The sequence below is a fragment of the Rhizobium sp. ZPR4 genome, assembly GCF_040215725.1.
GTDB classification, from domain to species: domain Bacteria; phylum Pseudomonadota; class Alphaproteobacteria; order Rhizobiales; family Rhizobiaceae; genus Rhizobium; species Rhizobium rhizogenes_D.
In genome coordinates, this window is the sequence record NZ_CP157967.1 from 1,248,685 (window position 1) to 1,269,693 (window position 21,009).

Genomic DNA, 21,009 nt, shown 5'->3' on the forward strand with positions numbered 1-21,009 from the left:
GAGACCTCGGTCGGAGTTATACTCATGTCAAACGACCTGGAACGAAGATGCTTGATATCAGATGGATTCGTGAGAATGCCGAGGCTTTCGATGCAGCGCTTGCCAAGCGCGGTGCGGAGCCTCAGTCGCAAAGCCTCATCGCGCTCGACGAGAAGCGCCGCTCCGTCATTCAGTCCGTCCAGGATATGCAGTCCCGCCGCAATGCCGCCTCGAAGGAGATCGGCGCGGCGATGGCGCAGAAGAACAGCGAACTTGCCGACAAGCTGAAGGCTGAAGTCGCAGACATCAAAGTCTCTCTTCCAGCTGCGGAAGAGCAGGAACGCGCGCTGACGGCCGAGCTCAACGATGCGCTGTCGCGTATTCCGAACATCCCGCTCGAGGACGTGCCCGTCGGCAAGGACGAGCATGACAATGTCGTCAAGCACGTCTGGGGCGCCAAGCCGACCTGGAACCATCAGCCGAAGGAACACTACGAGATCGGCGAAGAGCTCGGCTATATGGATTTCGAGCGCGCTACGAAGCTTTCTGGTTCGCGCTTCACAGTGCTGACTGCGCAGCTTGCTCGCCTCGAACGGGCGCTTGGCCAGTTCATGCTCGATCTGCATACCGGCGAGCACGGTTACACTGAAGTCAGCGCGCCGCTGATGGTGCGTGACGAGGCAATGTTCGGAACTGGCCAGCTGCCGAAATTTGCCGAGGATTCGTTCAGGACCACGGATGGTCGCTGGCTGATCCCGACGGCGGAGGTTTCGCTGACCAATCTCGTCTCCGGCGAAATCCTCGATCACGAGAAGCTGCCGCTGCGTTTCACGGCCCTGACGCCGTCCTTCCGCTCGGAGGCCGGCTCTGCCGGCCGCGATACCCGCGGCATGCTGCGTCAGCATCAGTTCTGGAAGTGCGAGCTGGTATCGATTACCGACTCTGAGAGCTCCATTGCCGAGCACGAACGGATGACCGCCTGCGCCGAGGAAGTGCTGAAGCGTCTCGGCCTGCATTATCGGGTCATGACGCTGTCGACAGGCGATATGGGTTTTGGCGCGCGCAAGACCTATGACCTGGAAGTCTGGCTGCCGGGGCAGGATACCTATCGCGAAATCTCTTCCTGCTCGGTCTGCGGTGATTTCCAGGCCCGGCGCATGAATGCCCGCTATCGCGGCAAGGACGACAAGAGCACGAAATTCGTCCACACGCTGAACGGTTCCGGCACGGCGGTCGGCCGCTGCCTGATCGCGGTGCTTGAGAATTATCTCAATGCCGATGGCTCGGTCACTGTCCCGGACGTACTCCTGCCATATATGGGTGGTCTGAAAAGGATCGAAAAAGCAGCATAATCGAGCGGTGGGGCGATGCGTATTCTTCTGACCAATGATGACGGCATTCACGCTGAAGGTCTGGCGGCATTGGAGCGTATCGCCCGTACCCTGTCTGATGACGTCTGGGTCGTCGCGCCGGAGACGGATCAGAGCGGCCTTGCTCACTCATTAAGCTTGTCCGAGCCGTTGCGCATGCGCAAAGTCTCGGACAAGCATTATGCACTCAGGGGAACGCCGACCGATTGCGTCATCATGGCGATCCGCAAGGTGCTGGATATCAAGCCCGATCTCGTGCTTTCCGGCGTCAATTCCGGCTCGAACGTCGCCGACGACGTCACCTATTCCGGAACCATCGCCGGCGCCATCGAAGGCACGCTGCAGGGCGTACGCTCCTTCGCGCTGAGCCAGGCCTATGTCTATGACAACGGTGCGCGGGTCGTTCCCTGGGAGGTGGCGGAGACCCATGCCCCGGCCTTGCTTAACAAGCTGATGAATGTCGATCTGCCTGACGGTACCTTCCTCAATCTGAATTTTCCGAATTGCCGTCCCGACGAAGTCGACGGAGCGGAAGTGACCGCACAGGGCAATCTTGCCTTCAATGTGCAGGTCGAGGAGCGGGCCGACGGCCGCGGCTTCCCTTACTATTGGCTTCGCTTCGGCGAGCGGAGTGGTATCTTCCGTCCGGGGACTGATATTCAGGCGTTGAAACAAAATCGTATTTCGGTAACGCCTTTGAAACTCGATTTGACGGATTATTCGGCGCAAGACCGCGTGGCGCGGGCGCTCGGTATGGAGTAGCGGATTGACACCTCGTTTGGTGGAAAAGGAAGGCTTTGCGGCCGTGGTTCTGCGGTTGCGGGCGGAAGGCATATTGGACATCGATCTGATGACGGCGGTCGAGCAGACGCCGCGCCTGCCTTTCGTGCCGGCGCAATTTGGCGATGATGCCTATTCCAGCCGGACGATTCCGATTGATTGCGGCGCCTTCATGGAGGGCATTGATCTCGTCGTGCGTATTCTCCACGGATTGAAGATCAAGCCCGGTCATCGCGTTCTCGAAATTGGGACGGGCAGCGGCTTTACCGCCGCGGTCATGGGACGAATCGTCGAGCGCGTATTGACCGTCGATCGCTATAAGACGCTGACGACTTCGGCTCAGCAGCGCATGGATGCGCTCGGCCTGCGCAATGTCATCATCCGCCAGGCCGATGGCAGCGCCGGTCTGCCGGGCGAGGGCACCTTCGACCGTATCCTGGTCACCGCGGCCTTCACGACGATGCCGCGGTTCTATGCCGAGCAGCTGGTGTCCGGCGGCTCGATGATAGCCCCGCTTATCGTCGATGACCGTACTTGCCGCCTGGTTCGCTTGACAAAGACCGGCAGTCGATTCGAGCGCGAAGAATTATTCGACGTTCCCTACCAGCCCATCGTGCCTCTTCTCGCCTCCTATCTTTGAGGCTGAGTTCGGGCGGATGCCCGTGAAACAGGCGCTTTGAGCCGTTTCATTTTCTATGGTTAGCAATTCCTCAAAAAAACACATGCCGCACCAGTGCTTTAACCGCATGGTAAGATTAACGCGCTTTAATCGACCCATAATCGGTTGCGTCTTAAGTGGGTCGAGTCATGGGTTTCAGTCTTTCTTCAAACTACGGTAAATCGGCAGGGAAAGTCCTGGTGGCCATCCTCCTGGCGAGCACTGCAACAGCTTGTAGTTCAGACACGACCCGTTTCAGCGGGCTCTTCAATAAAACGGACAATGTGACGACGGGGTCGATCAATCGCCGCGGCCTCAATGGTCCGAATGGTGATCCGGTGCCGCGCGCCGATGTTGCTCAGGCGGGCGGTTACGGCCAGCAGGATTATTCGCAGCAGAGTGCACCGGTGTCGCAACCATATCCGAACTCTCCGGCTCGCTATAATCCATCTTATTCCAGCGCACGGGCATCGACCGCGCCTGTCGCAATACAGCGCACCGATCTTGCTGCTCCGAGCGCTTCCGCCAGCGCCGGCAGTCCTCGTCGGGTGCAGCAGGCGGAATCGGAGGCGATGGCGCAACCGTTCCCAGCATCGCGCAACAACAACGGCTCCCGCGCCGCACCGGCACTTGCTCCCGACACCATGTCGACGGGCACGATCAAGGCCGCTGCCGCGCCGCAGATGTCGCCCGGCTGGACTACGGTCAATGCGCCGAGCGTGACGCTGCATCAGGGTGAGAATATCGCGCTTCTTTCGCGCCGCTACGGCGTTCCGGAAAAGGAAATCCTGCGCGCGAACGGCCTGCGCAATGGCGCCGGCGCGCAACCAGGCCAGCAGATCGTCATCCCGACGATGAATGGCGCAGGTGTCTCAGGTCCGGCCAAGATGGCCTCTGAGGCGACGGACCTTTCCAAGGGCGGCAAGATGCCCGGCCCGGCCAAGGCGCCGCAGCAGGAAGCGCTCGCGCTGCCGTCCGGCAACCAGATGCGCGGCAAGTCCCAGGCTGGCCTTGCCGATCCCAACAAGCTTGCCGCAGGCAATGGCAAAGGCCCGACGCCAAAGGGTACCTATGTCGTCAAGCCGGGCGATTCGCTGGCGAGAATTGCCAAGGAAAGCGGCGTCTCCGTCGCCGAACTGAAGCGCGCGAACAACATGCAAGCCGGCGATAGCATTCGCATCGGGCAGGCGCTGGCATTGCCGCATGGTGGGGTTGCTTCGGCGGATCCGGTCAAGACCGCTTCGATTGAGCCGCAGAAGGCGTCGGTTAAGCCGGGCGCGCTCCCCGTCGAGCCGAAGCAGGCTGCTGCCGATCCGATTGCCAAGCAGGCGCCCAAGGTTGTTGCCCATGCCGATGCGGCACCCGACGCCGCTGCCAAGCCGAAGGAAGTTGCCTCCGCCTCGCCGAGCCAGTCCATCAACGATGCTGCCAAGTCCGATGCGCAGGCGGATGCGCCTGAGGCAACCGGTATCGGCAAGTATCGCTGGCCGGTCCGCGGCGCTGTCGTCGCCGGCTATGGCTCCAACGTCAATGGCAGCCGTAACGACGGTATCGACATTTCCGTTCCCGAGGGTACGCCGATCAAGGCTGCCGAAAACGGTGTGGTCATCTATGCCGGCAACGGCCTGAAGGAACTCGGCAACACGGTCCTCGTCCGCCACGACGACGGCACGGTCACGGTCTACGGCCACGCCGATGCGCTCAGCGTGACCCGCGGCCAGAAGGTCCAGCGCGGTCAGACGCTGGCAACATCGGGCATGAGCGGCAATGTCAGCCAGCCGCAGCTGCACTTCGAAGTCCGCAAGAATTCGGCTCCGGTCAACCCAATGACGTTCCTTGAATAGGTAGTGCGTCTCAAGGACTCTGCAAAAAGCCCGGTCAACGCCGGGCTTTTTGTCGTTTATGGCTTGGTCTTGAAGATCAGTCGCGGTCGAGTGTGATGCGCAGCCGGCCGCCAAGATCCTGGATATATTGCCAGGCGACACGGCCGGAGCGAGCGCCGCGCGTCGTCGCCCATTCCAGGGCCTCGTGGTGCATTCGCGCGCGATCGAGGCCAAGCTTGAAGTGATCGGCATAGGCATCGATCATCTGCAGATAGTCTTCCTGGCTGCACTTGTGGAAACCGAGCCAGAGGCCGAAGCGATCGGAGAGCGAAACCTTCTCTTCGACGGCTTCCGACGGGTTGATTGCCGTCGACTGCTCGTTTTCCATCATGTGGCGCGGCAGCAGGTGCCGACGGTTGGATGTGGCGTAAAACAGCACATTGTCTGGCCGGCCCTCGACGCCGCCGTCCAGTGCCGCTTTCAACGACTTATAGGCAGTATCGTCATGGTCGAAGGAGAGGTCGTCGCAGAAGATGATGATGCGATGCGGTGTTGCCTTCAGGATATCCAGCAGCACCGGCAGCGAGGAAATATCCTCGCGATGCACCTCAATCAGTTTCAGCGAAACGCCGGTCGCCCGGCGCACGTCTTCGTGCACCGCCTTGACCAGCGAGGATTTACCCATGCCGCGTGCGCCCCAGAGCAGCACGTTGTTGGCGGCAAAGCCTTCCGCGAAACGCAGCGTGTTCTCGTGCAGAATGTCGCGCACGTGATCGACGCCACGGATGAGGGTCAGCGCCACACGGTTCGGCCGCGGGACGGGTTGCAAATGAAGTCGGGCAGGGGCCCAGACGAAGCAGTCGGCGGCATTCCAGTCATTGACCGCCGGGGCCGGTCCGGCCAGACGTTCGACAGCATCGGCAAGGCGACGGACTTCGGCAAGGATCAGGGCGTTTTGGTCTTCAGTCACCGTTTCCTCCTGAATATTGAACAAGAAAGTCGTAAAATGCGCGCGCTGTCTTGCCGGGTATCATGCTCCTTTGGGGGCTGAAAGGCTAACAGACCGGGAAAACGGTACGGTTTGCGGCTGTTTTTGTTGCAATCGCCATGCGCGTAACTATATTCCGGCCACCTGACGCGGGGCCTTGTTCCCGCTAGGAGTTCAAGGGAGTTCTCGATGTTTATCACCAACGCATATGCGCAGAGCGCAACAGATTCGGCTGCGAGTGCCTTCGGCGGTTCCGGCTTTGAAATGATCATCCTGTTTGTGCCGCTGATGGTCGTTTGGTATTTCCTTCTCATCCGCCCGCAGCGTGCGCAGGCAAAGAAGCGTGACGAGATCCTGAAGAACATTCGTCGCGGCGATCAGATTGTCACCAGCGGCATCGTCGGCAAGGTCACCAAGGTCATCGACGAAAAGGAACTGGAAGTCGAGATCGCCGAAGGCGTGCGCATCCGCGTCGTCCGCAGCGCCATTTCCGAGGTTCGCGTCAAGGGTGAGCCCGTCAAGGCAGACGCCGCGTAAGGCACTTTACTGGAGGCGGCGCCCGGCGCCGCTGCGCATCTTCGAAATTCGGCATCGACTTTCTTGAAGGACTGTGCACAAATTCAAGGTGTTACTGCGCCCTTTGCATTTTCTGTCGAAGGTAGGGCGCAGTAAGGAAGTCCTAATTCGAGAGAGCGATGTTGCACGTCTCCTGGTGGAAGACCGCCCTAATCTGGTTCGTCGTTCTCTTGAGCGTGCTTCTGGCCGCTCCCAACCTGCTTGGCGAGCGCGCGCTTTCATCCTTTCCTGCATGGTGGGCGCATCGAAAGATCGAGCTTGGCCTCGATCTTCGCGGTGGATCGCATCTGCTGCTGAAGATCGAGCGGGGTGATGTCGAAAAAGATCGCCTGGAAAGCATCGTCGGCGATATCGCGACCCGGTTGCGCACCGTCAATGTCGCCTATTCGGGCCTCACCGGCACCGGCCGGAAGATCCAGCTTCGCGTCAGCGATCCCGCACAGGTCCAGACAGCCCTGACGGCATTGCGGCCGCTGACTGCGGGGCCGGACAAGCCGTCCGTCGCTCTGTCCCAAGGGGACAACGGCGCGCTGACGCTCGATATCACCGATGCCGACATCAACAGCCATGTGTCGTCGGCGATCGCCCGCGCAATAAAGGTCATCCACGCCCGTATCGCGCAACTCGACGTCGGGGAACCTTTGATCCGCCGGCAGGGATCTGACCGTATCGTCGTTCAGGTGCCTGATCTTGCTGACGCGCAGCGGTTGAAAAACCTTCTCGGCCAGCCGGCCAAACTCAGTTTCCGCCTTATCGATCAGTCGATGTCGGTGCAGGACGCCATGGACAAGCAGCCTCCTGCCGGGTCCGATGTGCTGTTTTCCGAAGACGATCCGCCCGTCGGCTATCTCGTGCAGCGGCAGCCGCTGCTCTCGAACGTCGATTTTTCCGATGCCATCGCGAGCGTTGACAATCAAAAGGGCGAGGGTGCCGTCTCGGTCAAGTTGACCCCGGAGGCAACGCATCGCTTCGCGCAGGCAACCGCGAGCAATCTCGGCAAGATCATCGTCGTCGTGCTTGACGATCAGGTCATCTCCGCCGCTTCTCTGAAGACGGTTATCGCAACAGGCGAGATCGATGTTCCAGGAGATTTCACCGCCCAGGGGGCACAGGATCTCGCCATCATGGTCAAGAGCGGGCCGCTGCCCGCGACGCTGACGACAGTCGAGGAGCGCACCATTCAGCCGGGTCTCGGCGGTGAGACGGCGCGTTATGGCCTGATTGCCTGCATTGCCGCGGCGGTCTTTGTCGCCGCGTTGATGATCGGCTTCTATCGCCTGCTCGGCATCATCGCGACCATCTCGCTCGTCATCAACATGGTCATGGTAGCAGCACTCATGGGCCTGCTCGGCATAACGCTGACCTTGCCCGGCGTCGCTGCCATCGTCCTCATCATCGGCATCGGCCTGGATGCGCTGGTGCTGATCTACGAGCGCGTGCGTGAGGAGGAAAAGAAGACCCATCTTCTCGTCGATGCGCTGCGTCATGGCTTCAACCGCGCGGCAGCGACCGTCGCTGACGCCAATCTGACAGTTCTGATCGTTGCGGCCATTCTTTTCTATGCGAGCACCGGCGCCGTGCGCGGCTTTGCCGCCACGCTGATGGTCGGCGTCATCTCGACGTTCTTCACTTCCTGCTTCGTCACACGGTCGCTGGTGAATATGTGGATTTCGCGCCGCAAGCCGCGCACTTTGCTTGTCGGCGTGCGCAGCGGCATTTTCGACAATGCCAATATCCGCTTTATGGGCATCCGACGTTATACATTCACGGTATCGGCCGCCCTGTCCGTCATCACACTCATTGCCTTTGCGACGGTCGGGATGCATCTCGGCATCGATTTTGCCGGTGGGTCGATCATAGAAGTCCGCGCCAAGCAGGGCGTAGCCGATCCAGTCGACATTCAAACGCGTCTTGATGCCGTCATCCCGGGCGACGTGCGTGTCGAACGGCTCGCAGATCGTCTTGGTGCGGTGGTTCGCGTCCATGCGCAGGAGGGCGGTGAAAACGCCGAACAATCCGCCGTCTCGCTCGTTCAGGACGAACTGGGCAGGGATTACAATTTTTCCCGCGTCGAAGTGGTTGGTCCGTCCGTGTCGGGCGAAATCACCACCACCGCCTCACTTGCCGTCCTGGCGGCGCTGGCAGCAATTCTCGTCTATATATGGCTGCGGTTCGAATGGCAGTTTGCGGTCGGCGCGATCATCGCGACGCTGCACGACGTCATCCTGACACTTGGTCTCTTCGTGCTATCAGGCATGGAATTCAATATGACCGGCATCGCCGCGATCCTCACCATTGTCGGCTACTCGCTGAACGATACGGTGGTTGTCTATGACCGAATGCGCGAGAACCTCAAGCGCTACTCGCAGATGCCGCTGCCGATTCTGATCGACGCCTCCATCAATCAGACACTATCTCGTACCATTTTGACATCGGCGACAACGCTTCTGGCGCTGCTCGCGCTCTACATTTTCGGCGGCGAGGTGATACGTGCCTTCACCTTCGTTCTGCTTTTCGGCGTCGCTATCGGCACTTTTTCGTCGATTTATATTGCGGCGCCTGTGCTGATCCTGTTCAAGCTGCGTCCGGACAAGTTCCAGACCGGCGGCGAAAGCAATGGACCCGCGGCCGGCAATATCCAGTCAGGCAAACCAGCGGTGTGATACAGTGGCAAAAGGTATAGAAATCCGTAACGCGCATTTTCCCGGGCGCGCACCGATCGACGCTTACGGCAATGGCGGCTTCCGCTTTGCCGACATGTCACATCGCGGCTCTCTGCTCTGCCTGCCTTCCGGAATCTATGGCTGGGACATGCTGCAGGGTGATGCGCTGACGCCGGATCGCTTCCAGAAGGTTCTCGATGAGGCCGCAGAGATCGAAGTGCTGCTCGTCGGCACCGGCACGGAGCTGCGTCCACTGCCGGCCGAGCTCAAGGCTGCTTTGCGCGCCAAGCAGATTTCCTCCGACCCGATGAGCACCGGGGCCGCCGTGCGCACCTTCAATATCATGCTCTCCGAATCGCGTGCCGTGGCTGCGGCGCTGATCGCCGTCTGACCTTCGGATCGAAGAGTATGACGACATCAGCTACGCCCCGTAGCAACCGGGACATCTGCCTTGCCACGCTTCGCGACACCGATCGCGATCGCTACCTCGCATGCCTGCTGGCGCCGGAGGAGAAACGTCCCGCACTTGCGGCGCTCTATGCCTTCAATGCCGAACTGGCCCGCGTGCGCGATCTCGTGCATGAGCCGCTGCCCGGCGAAGTACGCATGCAATATTGGCGCGATCTCCTCGAGGGACAGTCTCACGGATCGAGCGAAGCCAATCCGCTCGCTTCCGAGCTTCTGACCGCAATCGAAGAGTATCGCTTGCCGCGCCAGACACTGATCGACATGATCGATGCCCGCATCTTCGATCTTTACGATGACCCGATGGAAAGCCGCAGCAGCCTGGAAGGCTATGCCGGCGAGACTGCGTCAGCCCTCATTCAGCTTGCAAGCCTGGTCTTGTCCGCCGACGAGGCGAAGCGCTCCGCCGATGCAGCCGGCCATGCCGGCGTAGCACAGGCAATCGCCGGCCTGTTGCTCCTGATGCCGCTCAATCGCCATCGCGGCCAGCTCTACCTTCCGCTGGAGATTCTGGCGGCCACCGGGCTCGATCACGACAGTTTTCTTGCTGGCGAAGACAAACCGCGTATTTCGGCGGCGATCGAAGCCTTTGCTGGTCTTGGTCGCGAGCATCTGGCCAAGGCAAGGGCTGCGGGCGCCATACCGCCGGCCGTGTTCCCCGCCTATTTGCCGGCTACCTTGGCAGAGCCTGTCTTGAAGAAGGCGCAGAAGCTCGGTGCCGGCATCTTCGATCAACCCCTGGCACTCCCGCAATGGCGCCGGCAATTGCGCATGGCGATAGCGTCGATCACAAAGAAACTCTAAAATACACCAAGCTCGCACAAGTCTCGTCGTTTATGGAGATGGCGGGCACTTGATTTGCATTTCAGGGGGATCTGCTGTGGGTATTGTCGTCTGGTGCATACTGTTTGCGATCGTCATCTTCGTTGCTTACTACGCGACACGAATGGCATCGCAGAACAAGGAAGACGGCCTGCACGATACCGGCCTTGCGATTCTGGAATTCGGCCGCGCCTTTCCGACCGAAGCGATCCGTCAGTTGCAGGCGACCGCAGATGGGCAGGCGGTATTCGTGCGCCTGCATGACGACAAGGCTGGGTTCATGCGCAATGTGCGCAATCACTTCAGCGTCCACCTCATCGAGCCCGGCCGAGCGCATGCCAAGATCTCGGGAACCGGTCGCGGCTTGACGGTCGATTTTCTCGATGTGCCGCACCACAACGGCACGTTCGAGTTCAAGACGCCCACGGAAGCCGCGGAAGTCTCGCTCTGGCTGCTCGGCAATTATGTCGCCGGCGAGGACGCGAAGCTCGAGCACCACGCGCCGCCGGCAACGACCTGAAATCCCGAAGCCCGATGGTCAGGCGCTTTCCGCAAATGCGGGCGCCTGCACGCCAAGCCATGTGGCGCAGTCGGCAAGCGCACGCTTGGCGATGAGTTGGCGCTTCATGATGGTCTTGTCCTTGCCGCGAAAGCGCTTCACGCCCTCCGGCTTGACGATCGCCCCCGGCTCCAGCTCCGGGAAAAGCCCGAAATTGATGTTCATCGGCTGGAAAGAGCGCTTGCCCGGCTCCTCGTCCGAAACGATATGGCCGCCGGTGATGTGGTTCAGCAGTGAACCGAGCGCCGTGGTGGGCGGGGGCAGCAAAGGTGTTTCGCCCTTGCGCTCCGCAGCCGCGAAACGACCGGCGAGCAGCCCGATGCTGGCGCTCTCGACATAGCCCTCGCAGCCGGTGATCTGGCCGGCAAAGCGCAGGCCCGGCCGGGACTTCAAGACCAGCGAGCGATCGAGCAGGGTCGGGGAGTTGATGTAGGTGTTGCGATGCAGCCCGCCGAGGCGGGCGAATTCCGCATTCTCGAGGCCGGGAATGAGCCGGAAGATTTCCGCCTGCGCCCCATACTTCAGCTTCGTCTGGAAACCGACCATGTTGTAGAGCGTGCCGAGCGCATTGTCCTGGCGCAGCTGCACGACGGCATAGGCCTTGACCGTAGGGTTATGGGCATTGGTGAGGCCCATCGGCTTCATTGGCCCGTGGCGCAGCGTCTCGCGTCCGCGCTCGGCCATGACCTCGATCGGCAGACAGCCGTCGAAATAGGGCGTTCCTTCCCATTCCTTGAAGCCGACGGCGTCGCCGGCGATCAGGGCATCGACGAAGGTATTGTATTGGGCCTCGTCCATTGGGCAGTTGATATAATCCTTGCCCGTGCCGCCGGGGCCGACCTTGTCGTAGCGCGACTGATACCAGCAGATGTCCATGTCGATGCTCTCGCGATAGACGATCGGCGCGATGGCATCGAAGAAGGCGAGCGCATCCGCGCCCGTTTCCGCCTGGATGGCGCTGGCAAGCCCGGGTGCCGTCAGCGGGCCGGTGGCGATGATCGCCTGATCCCATTCCTTCGGCGGCAGGCCCTGGATTTCCTCACGGACGACTGTGATCAGCGGGTGGCCATGCACGGCCTGCGTCACCGCGGCAGAAAAGCCATCGCGGTCGACGGCGAGCGCGCCGCCGGCCGGCACCTGATGCTTGTCCGCGCATGCCATGATCAGCGAGCCCGCCATGCGCATTTCCGCATGGATGACGCCGACGGCATTGCTGGTCGCATCGTCGGAGCGGAACGAGTTGGAGCATACCAGCTCGGCAAGATCGTCCGTCTTGTGCGCCTCGGTGCCGCGCACGCCGCGCATTTCATGCAGGATGACGGGTACACCGGCATTGGCGATCTGCCAGGCGGCTTCCGAGCCGGCAAGCCCGCCGCCGATGACGTGAATGGGAGAGTGGGAAGGGATCTGTGTCATGCGCGCGTCATTATCACGGGCAAGCCGGCGATCCAATGCTTTGCTAAAGCATGTCGCGCAAAAGTGGGCTGCGCTTGGGGTCCCAGCGGCATTTCAATCGCCGGAATCAAAAACGGCGCCGAAAGGCGCCGTCTTGAGACAGTCTACTCAGTCCGTTCCGATTAACGGAAAGAACGAGCAGCGATGTTGCGGATTTCGTAGCGGCTGACGCCGATGTCCGAAAGGGTCTGGCTGGAAAGGTTGCCAAGTTCGTTCAGAGTGCGGCGGTAGCTGATCCAGTTCTTTGCAATGCGAAGCGGGTTCATGATCTTGTCCTCGGTATCTTGTTTGCGAGCGGTACGATTACCGCCTCAGCGCTTGCACTCTATATAGGCGCGAGGACGTGATTTGTGCAGTGCAAAGAAAAGGTCCCTGCTATGCATTTGTGCAATATGACGCTTAAAAAGACACCAATGCTCAAAATTTGTGTGCTCTGCAGATAAGGAATAGCTCGCGGCAGATTCGGTTATGCTGCGCTTGCTCAGTCGATAGGCAAAAAAGAACGCCCGCCGCGGAGGTCCGCAACGGGCGTTGAGAAGGCTTTCGCTGAAAGGCGAGGCCTATCCGGCGATTAACGGCCGGTGGCTTCGCGAGCAACGCGATGGATGTCGGCGCGGTCGATGCCGAGGTCGTGCAGTTCACGCGAGCTCATGCGGCCGAGTTCGTTAACGGTCTGACGATACTTGCGCCAGTTGTTGAAAGAGCGGGTCAGGTTCATTGTAGTCCCTTTCGAGGATCTCAGGATCGAGCAGTTCCACAATTGGTTCCGTCGTCGATCTAATGGATTTAAATATATGCTGCGCCGCGAAAACTAAAAGAGCGAAAGCTTCATGTCACCTATGCATAAGATGCAAGCCTTATAGGCGTTTTGCCTAAGATGGCGGCTGCTTTGTGTGCATAGCGCGGCCAAAGGGTGTTTGCCGCAGGAAGTCGATTCCGCGTATGAGCCCAGCGTTCCAGGGCAGTTACCGATGACTGCCGGCTTTTGGCCACCTTTTCGCCAGCCTTGCTGTTTTGGAAGGGGTCGAATGCTATCGCAAGCTGCCTTCGGTCGGTGGAAAACGATCCCACCAGTCGTCTACGCCGACATTTGCCAATTGGCTGGTCGCGCATATGTCCAGGCAACATAAACCGATTTAAGTGGGCAAAAAATAACGCCCACCGCGGGAGGAGGATGCGGTGGGCGTCACTTATAGTGATTGACGACTTGGGAGGAGGAGTGTCGTCAATCGATCGGAGCGCATTGGGAGGAGGAGTATGCGGCTCCGAATATCGTGTCGGGATATCCATCCCCAGGCTTAGTCCGATCTGCATCGGCCCGGCGCGCCACCGCCGTGTTTGTTGTCCAATAAATAGTATGACTTTTCGAATTTGTGCAGCGCAATAATTTCATGGGAGGCATGAGCTCTGCGCATATCTTTTATCGGTATCTCTTTACCGGTCCTAAGGATACTCTATGGTCCGTTAATTCCGTATTAATATGGCACATATTCCCGTAGCCGAAGCTTCTACCGGAACTGCGTGGCTCGCATCGATTGTGCGGCGATTTGTGCTAACTCTGTCGCGAGCAGAATCGCAGCGAGGGGAGCCGGGCATGTACAGAGGCAGGCTGGAGCGGGATCTGAAAATCTGGACCGACAAGGGTCTGGTCGACGCGGGAACGGCGAAAGCCATCCTCAGCGAGTATGACGGTCGCCAGACAAGTTTCAGCGCTGGCCGGGTATTGACCATTATCGCCGCCGCGCTTTTCGGTCTCGCCATATTGCTGTTCATTTCGGCAAACTGGGAGGCCCTTCCGAGAATTGCCCGTCTGCTGGGGCTTGTCGCGATGATATGGGGCTTCTATCTCGCAGCCGCCTATTTGCTGGCGCGTGGGCGTTCCATTCTTGCAGCCGGGCTTTTGATCCTCGGCACCTTGAGTTTCGGCGGCGCGATGGCGCTGGTCGGCCAGATGTACAATCTGTCCGGCGACGAGCTCAGAATGATGATCGTCTGGTTCATTGCTGCCTGCATCGTCGCGGCGTCGTTTCGGTCCTCGGCGCAGGTCGGGCTTGCCGGCTTCCTCGCCTGGGCATTTTGCGGCGTCTACCTCTGGGGACATCTCGACGAATGGTATGGCCTGATGCCCTGGATTCCGCCTTTGATGGCCGTGGTCCTGATTGTGCTCGTTCGCTATGCCGACGCGCCGGCGGCGCGGCATCTGGCCTACCTCATGCTCGTCGGCTGGTTGACATGGCTGTTTGGCCGCCACGAGGAGCTTAATACCGCGATCCTGTTTGCCGCTCTCGGCATGGCGGCTTTTCTCGTTGTCAGCATTCCCGCTTCGCCGCTGATGCCTTTTGCGCGCACAGCCGGCGCAGCACCAGCCTTCTATGCCTTTCTTGTCGCATCGATCGGCTTCTTTCTGGTCCATGCCGAAATCAGCAACGGTTCCTTTGAGAATAATGTCTGGATCGAAGATAAAATGCCGCTCGTCATCGTGGCGGCGGCGACACTGGCGAGCTCGGTGATTGCCATCGCGCTTAGCGGTCGCGACAATGGCGCGGTGCGCTATCTCGCCTATTTCGTCTTTTCCTGCGAGATTCTCTATCTCGCCAGCGAGACGATCGGCTCGATCATCGGCACGGCGGGGTTCTTTCTCGTCGCCGGATTGCTTGTGGCGATTGCCGCCTGGCTGGTCATCCAGCTCGAGCGGCGTTTTTCCGATAATCGCGGGCAGGGGACAGGGGCATGACTGATTTGGCTGACGGGAGCGTGGTTGCAAACGGGAATGCCCGCCGGGTCTGGATCGCCGCCATCGTCGTTGCGGCTCTGCAGACCGCCGTGCTGGGCTACATGGTTGGCGAGCGGGCCTGGGGCCTGCGAAGCGGCGTCGAGATTCTCTTGAAGACCGCGCCGGTCGATCCACGCGATCTTCTGCGCGGCGACTACGTGACCTTGAACTACGACATCTCACGGGTTCCGTTCTCGACGATGGTCGAGGGGCCGCCGAAAATGAGCCAAAGTGCCGCGATATTGTCCGTTCGCCTGAAGAAGCAGGGCGATGGCTACTGGGGGATCGTCGAATCATCCTTCGGAAAGCTTGAGCCGAAACCCGATACGGTCGTGCTCAAAAGTCTGCCTGTCGATTATGTTTTCTATGGCGATGCCACCGATCCCCAGCAGGTGATTGTTGGAGTGACTTATGGCATCGAGCGCTACTATGTGCCCGAGGGGCAGGGGCACGATATCGAGATCGCCCGCAACGACAATCGCGTCGCCATTGCGGCGCGGGTGTCTTCCGATGGCGTTGCCCATATCAGAAGCCTGCTTCTCGATGGCAAATCCGTCTACGAGGAACCGCTTTACTGACGATATCGGCGCGAAGAGCCACGATAAGCTTTAGCGTCGTCGCGGAACCGTCATTTTTCCTTTGCGTGGTTTGAAACGGGTGATATAGAGACGCCGCGCTCCGGAAGGCCCCATGGGCAGGCATTCGCCATGCGGTTTTGGGAACGCGGGTATGGTGAAATTGGTAGACACGCCAGATTTAGGTTCTGGTGCCGCAAGGCGTGGGAGTTCAAGTCTCTCTACCCGCACCAACACTGTCTTGTGGACGGGGGGAGGCTGACCAAGCCTGTCTTCCGATATGCCGCAGGACGCGCCATCTTGCCCAAAGCATCCCGCTTTCGATGAGGAAGGGGACAAGATGTTTTGGCTCGTGACGGGATAGAGCTGCCTTTTGCGCGTTCGTTCGAATGCGCGGCGCTCTTGCAAGGTGAAAGAGAATTGCATCCAAGCCACGCTCGGGATTTTCCGGCGTCGTGCTCATCGAAACGAACGGCTGTCTGGGCACGGCCGCCATGAATGAAGGTAGGACAATGCAGGTTATCGAAACGCTCGCTGAAGGGCTGAAGCGCGAAATCAAGGTGGTCATCCCGGCCAAGGACATGGAAGTGCGCATGAACGAGCGCCTGGCCGAGGTCAAGGACAAGGTCCGCATCAACGGCTTCCGTCCGGGCAAGGTTCCGGTCTCGCACCTTAAGAAGGTCTACGGCAAGTCGATCATGGCCGATCTGGTCAACGAGATCGTTCGCGACCAGCCGCCGGCGATCCTGACCGAGCGCGGCGAAAAGTCGGCAACCCAGCCGGAAATCGCCATGACGGAAGACCAGGACGAGGCAGAAAAGATCCTCTCCGCTCAGGCCGACTTCGAATTCACGCTGTCTTACGAAGTCATCCCGGCGATCGAGCTGAAGTCCGTCAAGGGCATCAAGGTCACGCGCGAAGTCGCTGAAATCGGCGAAGACGAAGTGACCGAGCAGATCCTCAAGATCGCTGAAAGCGCTCGTAGCTACGAAACCAAGAAGGGCAAGGCTGCCAACGGCGACCGCGTGACCATCGATTACCTCGGCAAGGTTGACGGCGTTGCCTTCGACGGCGGTAAGGACGAAGACTCGCAGCTCGTTCTCGGTTCCAACCGCTTCATCCCGGGCTTTGAAGAGCAGCTCGTCGGCGTCAAGGCTGGCGATGAGAAGGTCATCACCGTAACCTTCCCGGCCGACTATCCGGCCAAGAACCTCGCTGGCAAGGAAGCTACCTTCGACATCAACGTCAAGGAAGTCGCAGCGCCCGGCGAAGTCGAAATCAATGACGAACTCGCTTCCAAGCTCGGCCTCGAATCGGCCGACCGCCTGAAGGAGATCGTTCGTGGCCAGATCGAAAGCCAGTACGGCTCGGTCACCCGCCAGAAGGTCAAGCGTCAGATCCTCGACCAGCTTGACGAAATGTATCAGTTTGACACCCCGCAGAAGCTGGTCGACGCTGAGTTCGCCAGCATCTGGCGCCAGATCGAGACCGACCTCAGCGAATCCGGCAAGACCTTCGAAGACGAAGACACCACCGAAGAGAAGGCTCGCGAAGAATATCGCAAGCTTGCCGAGCGCCGTGTTCGCCTCGGCCTCGTTCTCTCCGAAATCGGCGAAAAGGCCGGCGTGGAAGTGACCGAAGACGAGCTGCAGCGTGCACTCTATGCCCAGCTTCAGCAGTTCCCGGGCCAGGAAAAGGAAATCCTGGAATTCTTCCGCAACACGCCCGGCGCCTCCGCCAACCTGCGCGCGCCGATCTTCGAAGAAAAGGTCATCGATCACCTGCTGACCGAAGTCGACGTCACGGACAAGACCGTTTCCAAGGAAGCGCTGCTGGCCGACGACGAGGAAGAAGAAGGCAAGCCGGCTGCCAAGAAGGCTGCTCCGAAGAAGAAGGCTGCTGCCAAGGCTGAAGCAACCGAAGCTGCCGCCGAAGGCGAAGAAGCTGCTGCTCCGAAGAAGAAGGCCGCTCCGAAGAAGAAGGCTGCTGAAGACAGCGCCGAATAATCGGCTTTTCTTCCGGACTGAAATTAAGCCCTGCCGCTCGTGGCAGGGCTTTTTTTATGCGGTACAGTAAACGCCTTCCCCCGCAGACAAGGGGAAGGCTGAGGGGTTAGAGACTAGCGGCTGGACGGACTATTCCTTATCCAGCGCGTGGCGGATGGCGATCTCGACCGGACTATAGGCCCCATCAGCTCGTTCCAATCGATAAGGTTCGGCAAGGCCGATCGAAGGCTGCGCCATGAAGCGCGGTGTGGCGCCTCGATGCTTCTGCGCGGCGTGGATGAGGAAGGGATGGCAGATGTAGACCGTGCCCGCTTTTCCGGTTGCCAATGCCTGAGGTCGGTCTGCTCCCATATGCTCAAGCATCATGCGAGAACGCCCTTGCTCTCCGGCGGGCTCAAGATAGCGCGCCATATCCATATGGGAGCCGACACGGATGCGGGTCGGCGCGTCGTCTTCACCGACATCGGAAAACAGGAACAGCGTAAGCAGCGCGCGCCCCCGCGAAGTGACATTCACCCGCCAGGCAGAGAAGTCGCTTTGCTCATTCGGGTCACAATCGTCCCCAGGAAAGCTGAGATCGACGTGCCAGCCGGCGTCACCGGGATCGTCCGGATGCGGGAACCGCACCGGGAAGGTGCCAAGCCCATCTCTTGGAGTCCACCGCCCCCGCCCGACCAGTTGATCGAAAGCGGTGTGCAAAATGGGCATATTGGCGATGGTGCGGAATGGCTCGCCGCCATAGCCTGGCAGCCGGACGACTGGAAATCTCCAGCTGGCAGTGTCGTGCTCGCTGCACGGGATATCGCGCCACATGATGGCACGGGCTTCGGCAGCCTGTTCCTGTGAAAACGCATCGTTGATGCGTATAAAACCTTGTTCAATGAAATCGTTCAGCTGTGCGTCGGAAAGCGTAGCCGGATACTGTTTTTCAGATGGCATGAAATCTCTCTCGATCATCGCGCCGTTTTCGCCCTTTCCTGTGCGGGCATCACGGCTGTTTCGGCAAAGACCCACCCACGGCCTCACGGCCGTTAAGGCGGTCTCGTCTTCAATTGGCTGAAAGCCTAGGGATCAGCGGCTTATGAAGAAGACCGAAGCGATGTTGAGAATGCTCATCATGCCGACAGAGTAGTGAGCCCTGCCTGCGTGGTCAATATTGTCTCGTCAGGAGTTCCGGCTTGATAAAGCCCATACAGTTCCGGACACTGCGCCTGTAGCGCTAAAGCGCTATCGGTTGCGATCGACACTTCTTCCCAGTGTCACAGGCTCTCTCTGGAAACGCGGCACGATAAGATGACGAAGGAGGCCGAACTTGATTGAAGCGGCGATGTTTGACCTGGATGAAACCCTCATCGATCGGCGAGCCGCCCTGATGGCGTTCCTGCCAGATCAATTCAGGCGACTGGAAGATCAACTGAAGGGCATAACATTTCAGGCTTTCGAGGCAACGTTCCTAGCTTTGGAGAAGGAAGGTCTCGTCGACAAACAAAAACTTTACCCGCGATTGGCGGCGACTTTCGGCATGAACCGTGAGTCCGGAGCTCTTTTGCTTTCCGATTTTCAAACGCGATATCCCTATTTCGCAAGACCGTCGATTGGCGCTCTTGAAATGCTGATTGCGCTGCAGGCGCGTGGTTTGAAGACAGCCATCATCAGCAATGGCCATACCGACGTTCAATCCGCAAAGATTGAGATCACCGGACTTGGGAATGTCGTCGATCTTGTTGTCATTTCGGAGGATGTCGGTCTACGGAAGCCGGATCCGCGAATTTTTCAGCTTGCGGCCGAACGTCTGGACGTAGCCCCGGCACGCTGTATTTTTGTCGGCGACAATCCGGAGGCGGATGTCAGGGGTGCGGAATCAGCGGGAATGAGAGGCGTATTTTATAGCGCCGGCACGTCCTGGCCGGATGCGCTGCCATCCCCGAAATACCGCATCGATACTTTTGTCGAAGTCCTACCCTTGATCGAAGCTTTACATGGAGCTTAACGCGAGCTTCATGGGCGCTCAAAGTTCCGACTTGATATCGCCCATGCGGTTCCAGGCATCGAGGCCGGCGATCTTGTAGGCTTCGGCGAGCGTCGGATAGTTGAAGGTGTTTTCGACGAAATATTCGACGGTGCCCTTGAGGTTCAGCACGGCCTGGCCGATGTGTACGAGTTCGGTGGCACCTTCGCCGACGATGTGGACGCCGAGCAGGCGGCGGGTCTTCAGCGAAAAGATCATCTTCAGGAGGCCGGTGTCGAGGCCCATAATGTGGCCGCGCGAGGTCTCGCGGAAGCGCGCAATACCGCATTCATAGGGGATATGCCGCTCCTTGACCTCTTCTTCGGAAAGGCCGCAGGTGGAGATTTCCGGTACGGCATAGATGCCGTAGGGGAAGTATTTCGGAGGCTCCTTGGCGATGGCGCCGACGGCAACGCGGGCGGCGATGCGACCCTGTTCCATGGAGGTGGAGGCAAGGCTCGGGAAGCCCACGACATCGCCGGCAGCGAAGATATGCGGAACCTTGGTGGCGAAGGTTTCCGGATTGACGCTCAGGCGGCCACGGGCATCGGCTTCTAGGCCGGCTGCAGCAAGGTTGAGCGTATCGGTGGCACCCATGCGGCCGGCAGCGAAGAGAACCATGTCGGTGGTCAGGCGGCGGCCATTGTCGAGTGTCAGCTCAACCTTACCGTTCTGCCGCTCCACCTTCTCGGCCTTCTGTCCGAGCAGCAGCTTCATGTTGCGATCGCGCAGCTGATAGGTGAAATCCTCGACGATTTCCTTGTCGATGAAATCGAGCATGGTCGACTTCGGATCGATCAGGGTGACCTGCGTATCAAGCGCGCTGAAAATAGTCGCATATTCGATACCGATGACGCCGGCGCCGATAACCACCATGGAGCGGGGCAGCTGCTCGATATCGAGCAGTTCGTCGCTGTCGAGAACCGTCTTGCCGTCGAAGGGCATGTAATCCGGCCGGAAGGGCTTGGTGCCAACTGCTAGCAGGATGCTGGTGGCGGATACGGTGACGACCTCGCCGTCATCCTTGACGATTTGCATCGTCTGCGGATCGATGAAGCTCGCCTTGCCTCGTATGTGCTGGACGCGATTGCGGGCGAACTGATGCTCAAGCACCTCGACCTCATGGTCGAGCGTGATCAGCAGGCGGCGGCGCAGGTCTTCCGCGCTGATTTCCTGTTTGACGCGGTAGGCGCGGCCGTAGAATCCGCGTTCGCGCCAGCCGGAAAGGTTGAGCGCGGTTTCGCGCAGCGTCTTGGAGGGAATGGTGCCGGTATGGACCGAGACGCCGCCGACGCGCTTGCCTTGTTCGACGACAAGCACCTTCTTGCCGAGTTTGGCGGCCTGGATAGCGCCTCTGCGGCCGGCAGGGCCGCTACCCACGACTAGGAGATCGAATTGGTCCATCGGGAAGCCTCGGATAACTGGAATAGGGAATCAATGTCGCAACGCAACATGCTCCGTCAACCGGTAGCTGCTCAATGTTACAGATTATCTAACAGGAAAGGCCGG

The 21,009-nt window shown here is 59.6% G+C and carries 19 protein-coding genes and 1 tRNA gene; 14 read left to right on the top strand and 6 right to left on the bottom strand.

Features of this window, described 5'->3' with window-relative positions; genetic code table 11:
* Window positions 1-47: 47 nt before the first annotated feature.
* The 4 genes from serS to ABOK31_RS06165 all read left to right on the top strand — a co-directional run bounded on the left by serS (window position 48) and on the right by ABOK31_RS06165 (window position 4,631).
* Window positions 48-1,331 carry a serine--tRNA ligase gene (gene serS, locus ABOK31_RS06150; RefSeq protein ID WP_349958166.1) on the top strand — a complete coding sequence of 428 codons (1,284 nt, stop codon included), beginning with the start codon at window positions 48-50 and terminating at the stop codon, window positions 1,329-1,331.
* Window positions 1,332-1,346: 15 nt separating this feature from the next.
* The gene (gene surE, locus ABOK31_RS06155; protein ID WP_174174601.1) at window positions 1,347-2,111 is read left to right on the top strand and encodes a 5'/3'-nucleotidase SurE; all 765 of its coding nucleotides are present in this window, start codon (window positions 1,347-1,349) and stop codon (window positions 2,109-2,111) included.
* Between the two features lie 4 nt (window positions 2,112-2,115).
* On the top strand, window positions 2,116-2,769 hold the full coding sequence (locus ABOK31_RS06160) for a protein-L-isoaspartate(D-aspartate) O-methyltransferase (RefSeq protein ID WP_174174603.1): 654 nt from the start codon (window positions 2,116-2,118) through the stop codon (window positions 2,767-2,769).
* Window positions 2,770-2,936: 167 nt separating this feature from the next.
* A complete protein-coding gene (locus ABOK31_RS06165; protein ID WP_349958167.1) occupies window positions 2,937-4,631 on the top strand; it encodes a LysM peptidoglycan-binding domain-containing M23 family metallopeptidase in 1,695 nt (564 codons plus the stop codon).
* Between the two features lie 76 nt (window positions 4,632-4,707).
* On the opposite strand, the gene ABOK31_RS06170 is transcribed toward ABOK31_RS06165, so the two are convergent.
* Window positions 4,708-5,580 carry a DUF815 domain-containing protein gene (locus ABOK31_RS06170; protein WP_174174607.1) on the bottom strand — a complete coding sequence of 291 codons (873 nt, stop codon included), beginning with the start codon at window positions 5,578-5,580 and terminating at the stop codon, window positions 4,708-4,710.
* A 207-nt stretch (window positions 5,581-5,787) separates the two neighbouring features.
* On the opposite strand from ABOK31_RS06170, the gene yajC reads away from it, so the two are divergent.
* The 5 genes from yajC to ABOK31_RS06195 all read left to right on the top strand — a co-directional run bounded on the left by yajC (window position 5,788) and on the right by ABOK31_RS06195 (window position 10,644).
* Window positions 5,788-6,135 (top strand): preprotein translocase subunit YajC, encoded by a 348-nt coding sequence (gene yajC, locus ABOK31_RS06175; protein ID WP_047634659.1) that lies wholly within the window; start codon window positions 5,788-5,790, stop codon window positions 6,133-6,135.
* Between the two features lie 158 nt (window positions 6,136-6,293).
* Window positions 6,294-8,837: a protein translocase subunit SecDF gene (gene secDF / locus ABOK31_RS06180; protein WP_349958168.1), complete on the top strand. Its 2,544-nt coding sequence runs from the start codon at window positions 6,294-6,296 to the stop codon at window positions 8,835-8,837.
* Between the two features lie 4 nt (window positions 8,838-8,841).
* Complete coding sequence (locus ABOK31_RS06185; RefSeq protein ID WP_075852462.1) at window positions 8,842-9,228, top strand: Mth938-like domain-containing protein; 387 nt, start codon at window positions 8,842-8,844, stop codon at window positions 9,226-9,228.
* A 17-nt stretch (window positions 9,229-9,245) separates the two neighbouring features.
* On the top strand, window positions 9,246-10,106 hold the full coding sequence (locus tag ABOK31_RS06190; protein WP_349958169.1) for a phytoene/squalene synthase family protein: 861 nt from the start codon (window positions 9,246-9,248) through the stop codon (window positions 10,104-10,106).
* Between the two features lie 76 nt (window positions 10,107-10,182).
* Window positions 10,183-10,644 carry a hypothetical protein gene (locus tag ABOK31_RS06195; RefSeq protein ID WP_174174613.1) on the top strand — a complete coding sequence of 154 codons (462 nt, stop codon included), beginning with the start codon at window positions 10,183-10,185 and terminating at the stop codon, window positions 10,642-10,644.
* An 18-nt stretch (window positions 10,645-10,662) separates the two neighbouring features.
* Here the strand turns inward: ABOK31_RS06195 and trmFO are convergent, their stop codons facing one another.
* From trmFO to ABOK31_RS06210, 3 genes are all read right to left on the bottom strand, one after another.
* Window positions 10,663-12,099: a methylenetetrahydrofolate--tRNA-(uracil(54)-C(5))-methyltransferase (FADH(2)-oxidizing) TrmFO gene (gene trmFO, locus ABOK31_RS06200; RefSeq protein ID WP_349958170.1), complete on the bottom strand. Its 1,437-nt coding sequence runs from the start codon at window positions 12,097-12,099 to the stop codon at window positions 10,663-10,665.
* 161 nt (window positions 12,100-12,260) lie between these two features.
* A complete protein-coding gene (locus ABOK31_RS06205; RefSeq protein ID WP_015339701.1) occupies window positions 12,261-12,404 on the bottom strand; it encodes a DUF1127 domain-containing protein in 144 nt (47 codons plus the stop codon).
* 305 nt (window positions 12,405-12,709) lie between these two features.
* Window positions 12,710-12,856 carry a DUF1127 domain-containing protein gene (locus ABOK31_RS06210; RefSeq protein ID WP_015339702.1) on the bottom strand — a complete coding sequence of 49 codons (147 nt, stop codon included), beginning with the start codon at window positions 12,854-12,856 and terminating at the stop codon, window positions 12,710-12,712.
* 876 nt (window positions 12,857-13,732) lie between these two features.
* Between ABOK31_RS06210 and ABOK31_RS06215 the strand changes: the two genes are divergently transcribed.
* From ABOK31_RS06215 to tig, 4 genes are all read left to right on the top strand, one after another.
* A complete protein-coding gene (locus ABOK31_RS06215; protein WP_349958171.1) occupies window positions 13,733-14,872 on the top strand; it encodes a DUF2157 domain-containing protein in 1,140 nt (379 codons plus the stop codon).
* Window positions 14,869-15,489, top strand: a complete 621-nt coding sequence (locus tag ABOK31_RS06220; RefSeq protein ID WP_349958172.1) for a GDYXXLXY domain-containing protein — start codon at window positions 14,869-14,871, stop codon at window positions 15,487-15,489. The genes ABOK31_RS06215 and ABOK31_RS06220 overlap by 4 nt, the downstream gene beginning before the upstream one ends.
* A 145-nt stretch (window positions 15,490-15,634) precedes the next feature.
* A tRNA-Leu gene (locus tag ABOK31_RS06225) sits at window positions 15,635-15,719 on the top strand.
* 279 nt (window positions 15,720-15,998) lie between these two features.
* Window positions 15,999-17,492, top strand: coding sequence for a trigger factor (gene tig, locus ABOK31_RS06230; RefSeq protein WP_349958173.1), 1,494 nt, complete (start codon window positions 15,999-16,001; stop codon window positions 17,490-17,492).
* A 129-nt stretch (window positions 17,493-17,621) separates the two neighbouring features.
* Here tig and ABOK31_RS06235 read toward each other — a convergent pair whose 3' ends face one another.
* Window positions 17,622-18,431, bottom strand: a complete 810-nt coding sequence (locus tag ABOK31_RS06235) for a phytanoyl-CoA dioxygenase (RefSeq protein ID WP_349958877.1) — start codon at window positions 18,429-18,431, stop codon at window positions 17,622-17,624.
* Between the two features lie 373 nt (window positions 18,432-18,804).
* On the opposite strand from ABOK31_RS06235, the gene ABOK31_RS06240 reads away from it, so the two are divergent.
* On the top strand, window positions 18,805-19,482 hold the full coding sequence (locus ABOK31_RS06240; protein ID WP_349958174.1) for an HAD family hydrolase: 678 nt from the start codon (window positions 18,805-18,807) through the stop codon (window positions 19,480-19,482).
* Between the two features lie 18 nt (window positions 19,483-19,500).
* Here ABOK31_RS06240 and sthA read toward each other — a convergent pair whose 3' ends face one another.
* Window positions 19,501-20,904 (bottom strand): Si-specific NAD(P)(+) transhydrogenase, encoded by a 1,404-nt coding sequence (gene sthA / locus ABOK31_RS06245; protein ID WP_174174628.1) that lies wholly within the window; start codon window positions 20,902-20,904, stop codon window positions 19,501-19,503.
* Between the last annotated feature and the right edge of the window lie 105 nt (window positions 20,905-21,009).

Coding starts and splice junctions, on each gene's coding strand:
- ABOK31_RS06220 (WP_349958172.1), top strand. CDS start 14,869: ATGACTGATTTGGCTGACGGGAGCGTGGTTGCAAACGGGAATGCCCGC.
- ABOK31_RS06235 (WP_349958877.1), bottom strand. CDS start 18,431: ATGCCATCTGAAAAACAGTATCCGGCTACGCTTTCCGACGCACAGCTG.
- yajC (WP_047634659.1), top strand. CDS start 5,788: ATGTTTATCACCAACGCATATGCGCAGAGCGCAACAGATTCGGCTGCG.
- tig (WP_349958173.1), top strand. CDS start 15,999: ATGCAGGTTATCGAAACGCTCGCTGAAGGGCTGAAGCGCGAAATCAAG.
- ABOK31_RS06165 (WP_349958167.1), top strand. CDS start 2,937: ATGGGTTTCAGTCTTTCTTCAAACTACGGTAAATCGGCAGGGAAAGTC.
- sthA (WP_174174628.1), bottom strand. CDS start 20,904: ATGGACCAATTCGATCTCCTAGTCGTGGGTAGCGGCCCTGCCGGCCGC.
- secDF (WP_349958168.1), top strand. CDS start 6,294: ATGTTGCACGTCTCCTGGTGGAAGACCGCCCTAATCTGGTTCGTCGTT.
- ABOK31_RS06215 (WP_349958171.1), top strand. CDS start 13,733: ATGTACAGAGGCAGGCTGGAGCGGGATCTGAAAATCTGGACCGACAAG.
- ABOK31_RS06210 (WP_015339702.1), bottom strand. CDS start 12,856: ATGAACCTGACCCGCTCTTTCAACAACTGGCGCAAGTATCGTCAGACC.
- ABOK31_RS06205 (WP_015339701.1), bottom strand. CDS start 12,404: ATGAACCCGCTTCGCATTGCAAAGAACTGGATCAGCTACCGCCGCACT.
- trmFO (WP_349958170.1), bottom strand. CDS start 12,099: ATGACACAGATCCCTTCCCACTCTCCCATTCACGTCATCGGCGGCGGG.
- ABOK31_RS06190 (WP_349958169.1), top strand. CDS start 9,246: ATGACGACATCAGCTACGCCCCGTAGCAACCGGGACATCTGCCTTGCC.
- serS (WP_349958166.1), top strand. CDS start 48: ATGCTTGATATCAGATGGATTCGTGAGAATGCCGAGGCTTTCGATGCA.
- surE (WP_174174601.1), top strand. CDS start 1,347: ATGCGTATTCTTCTGACCAATGATGACGGCATTCACGCTGAAGGTCTG.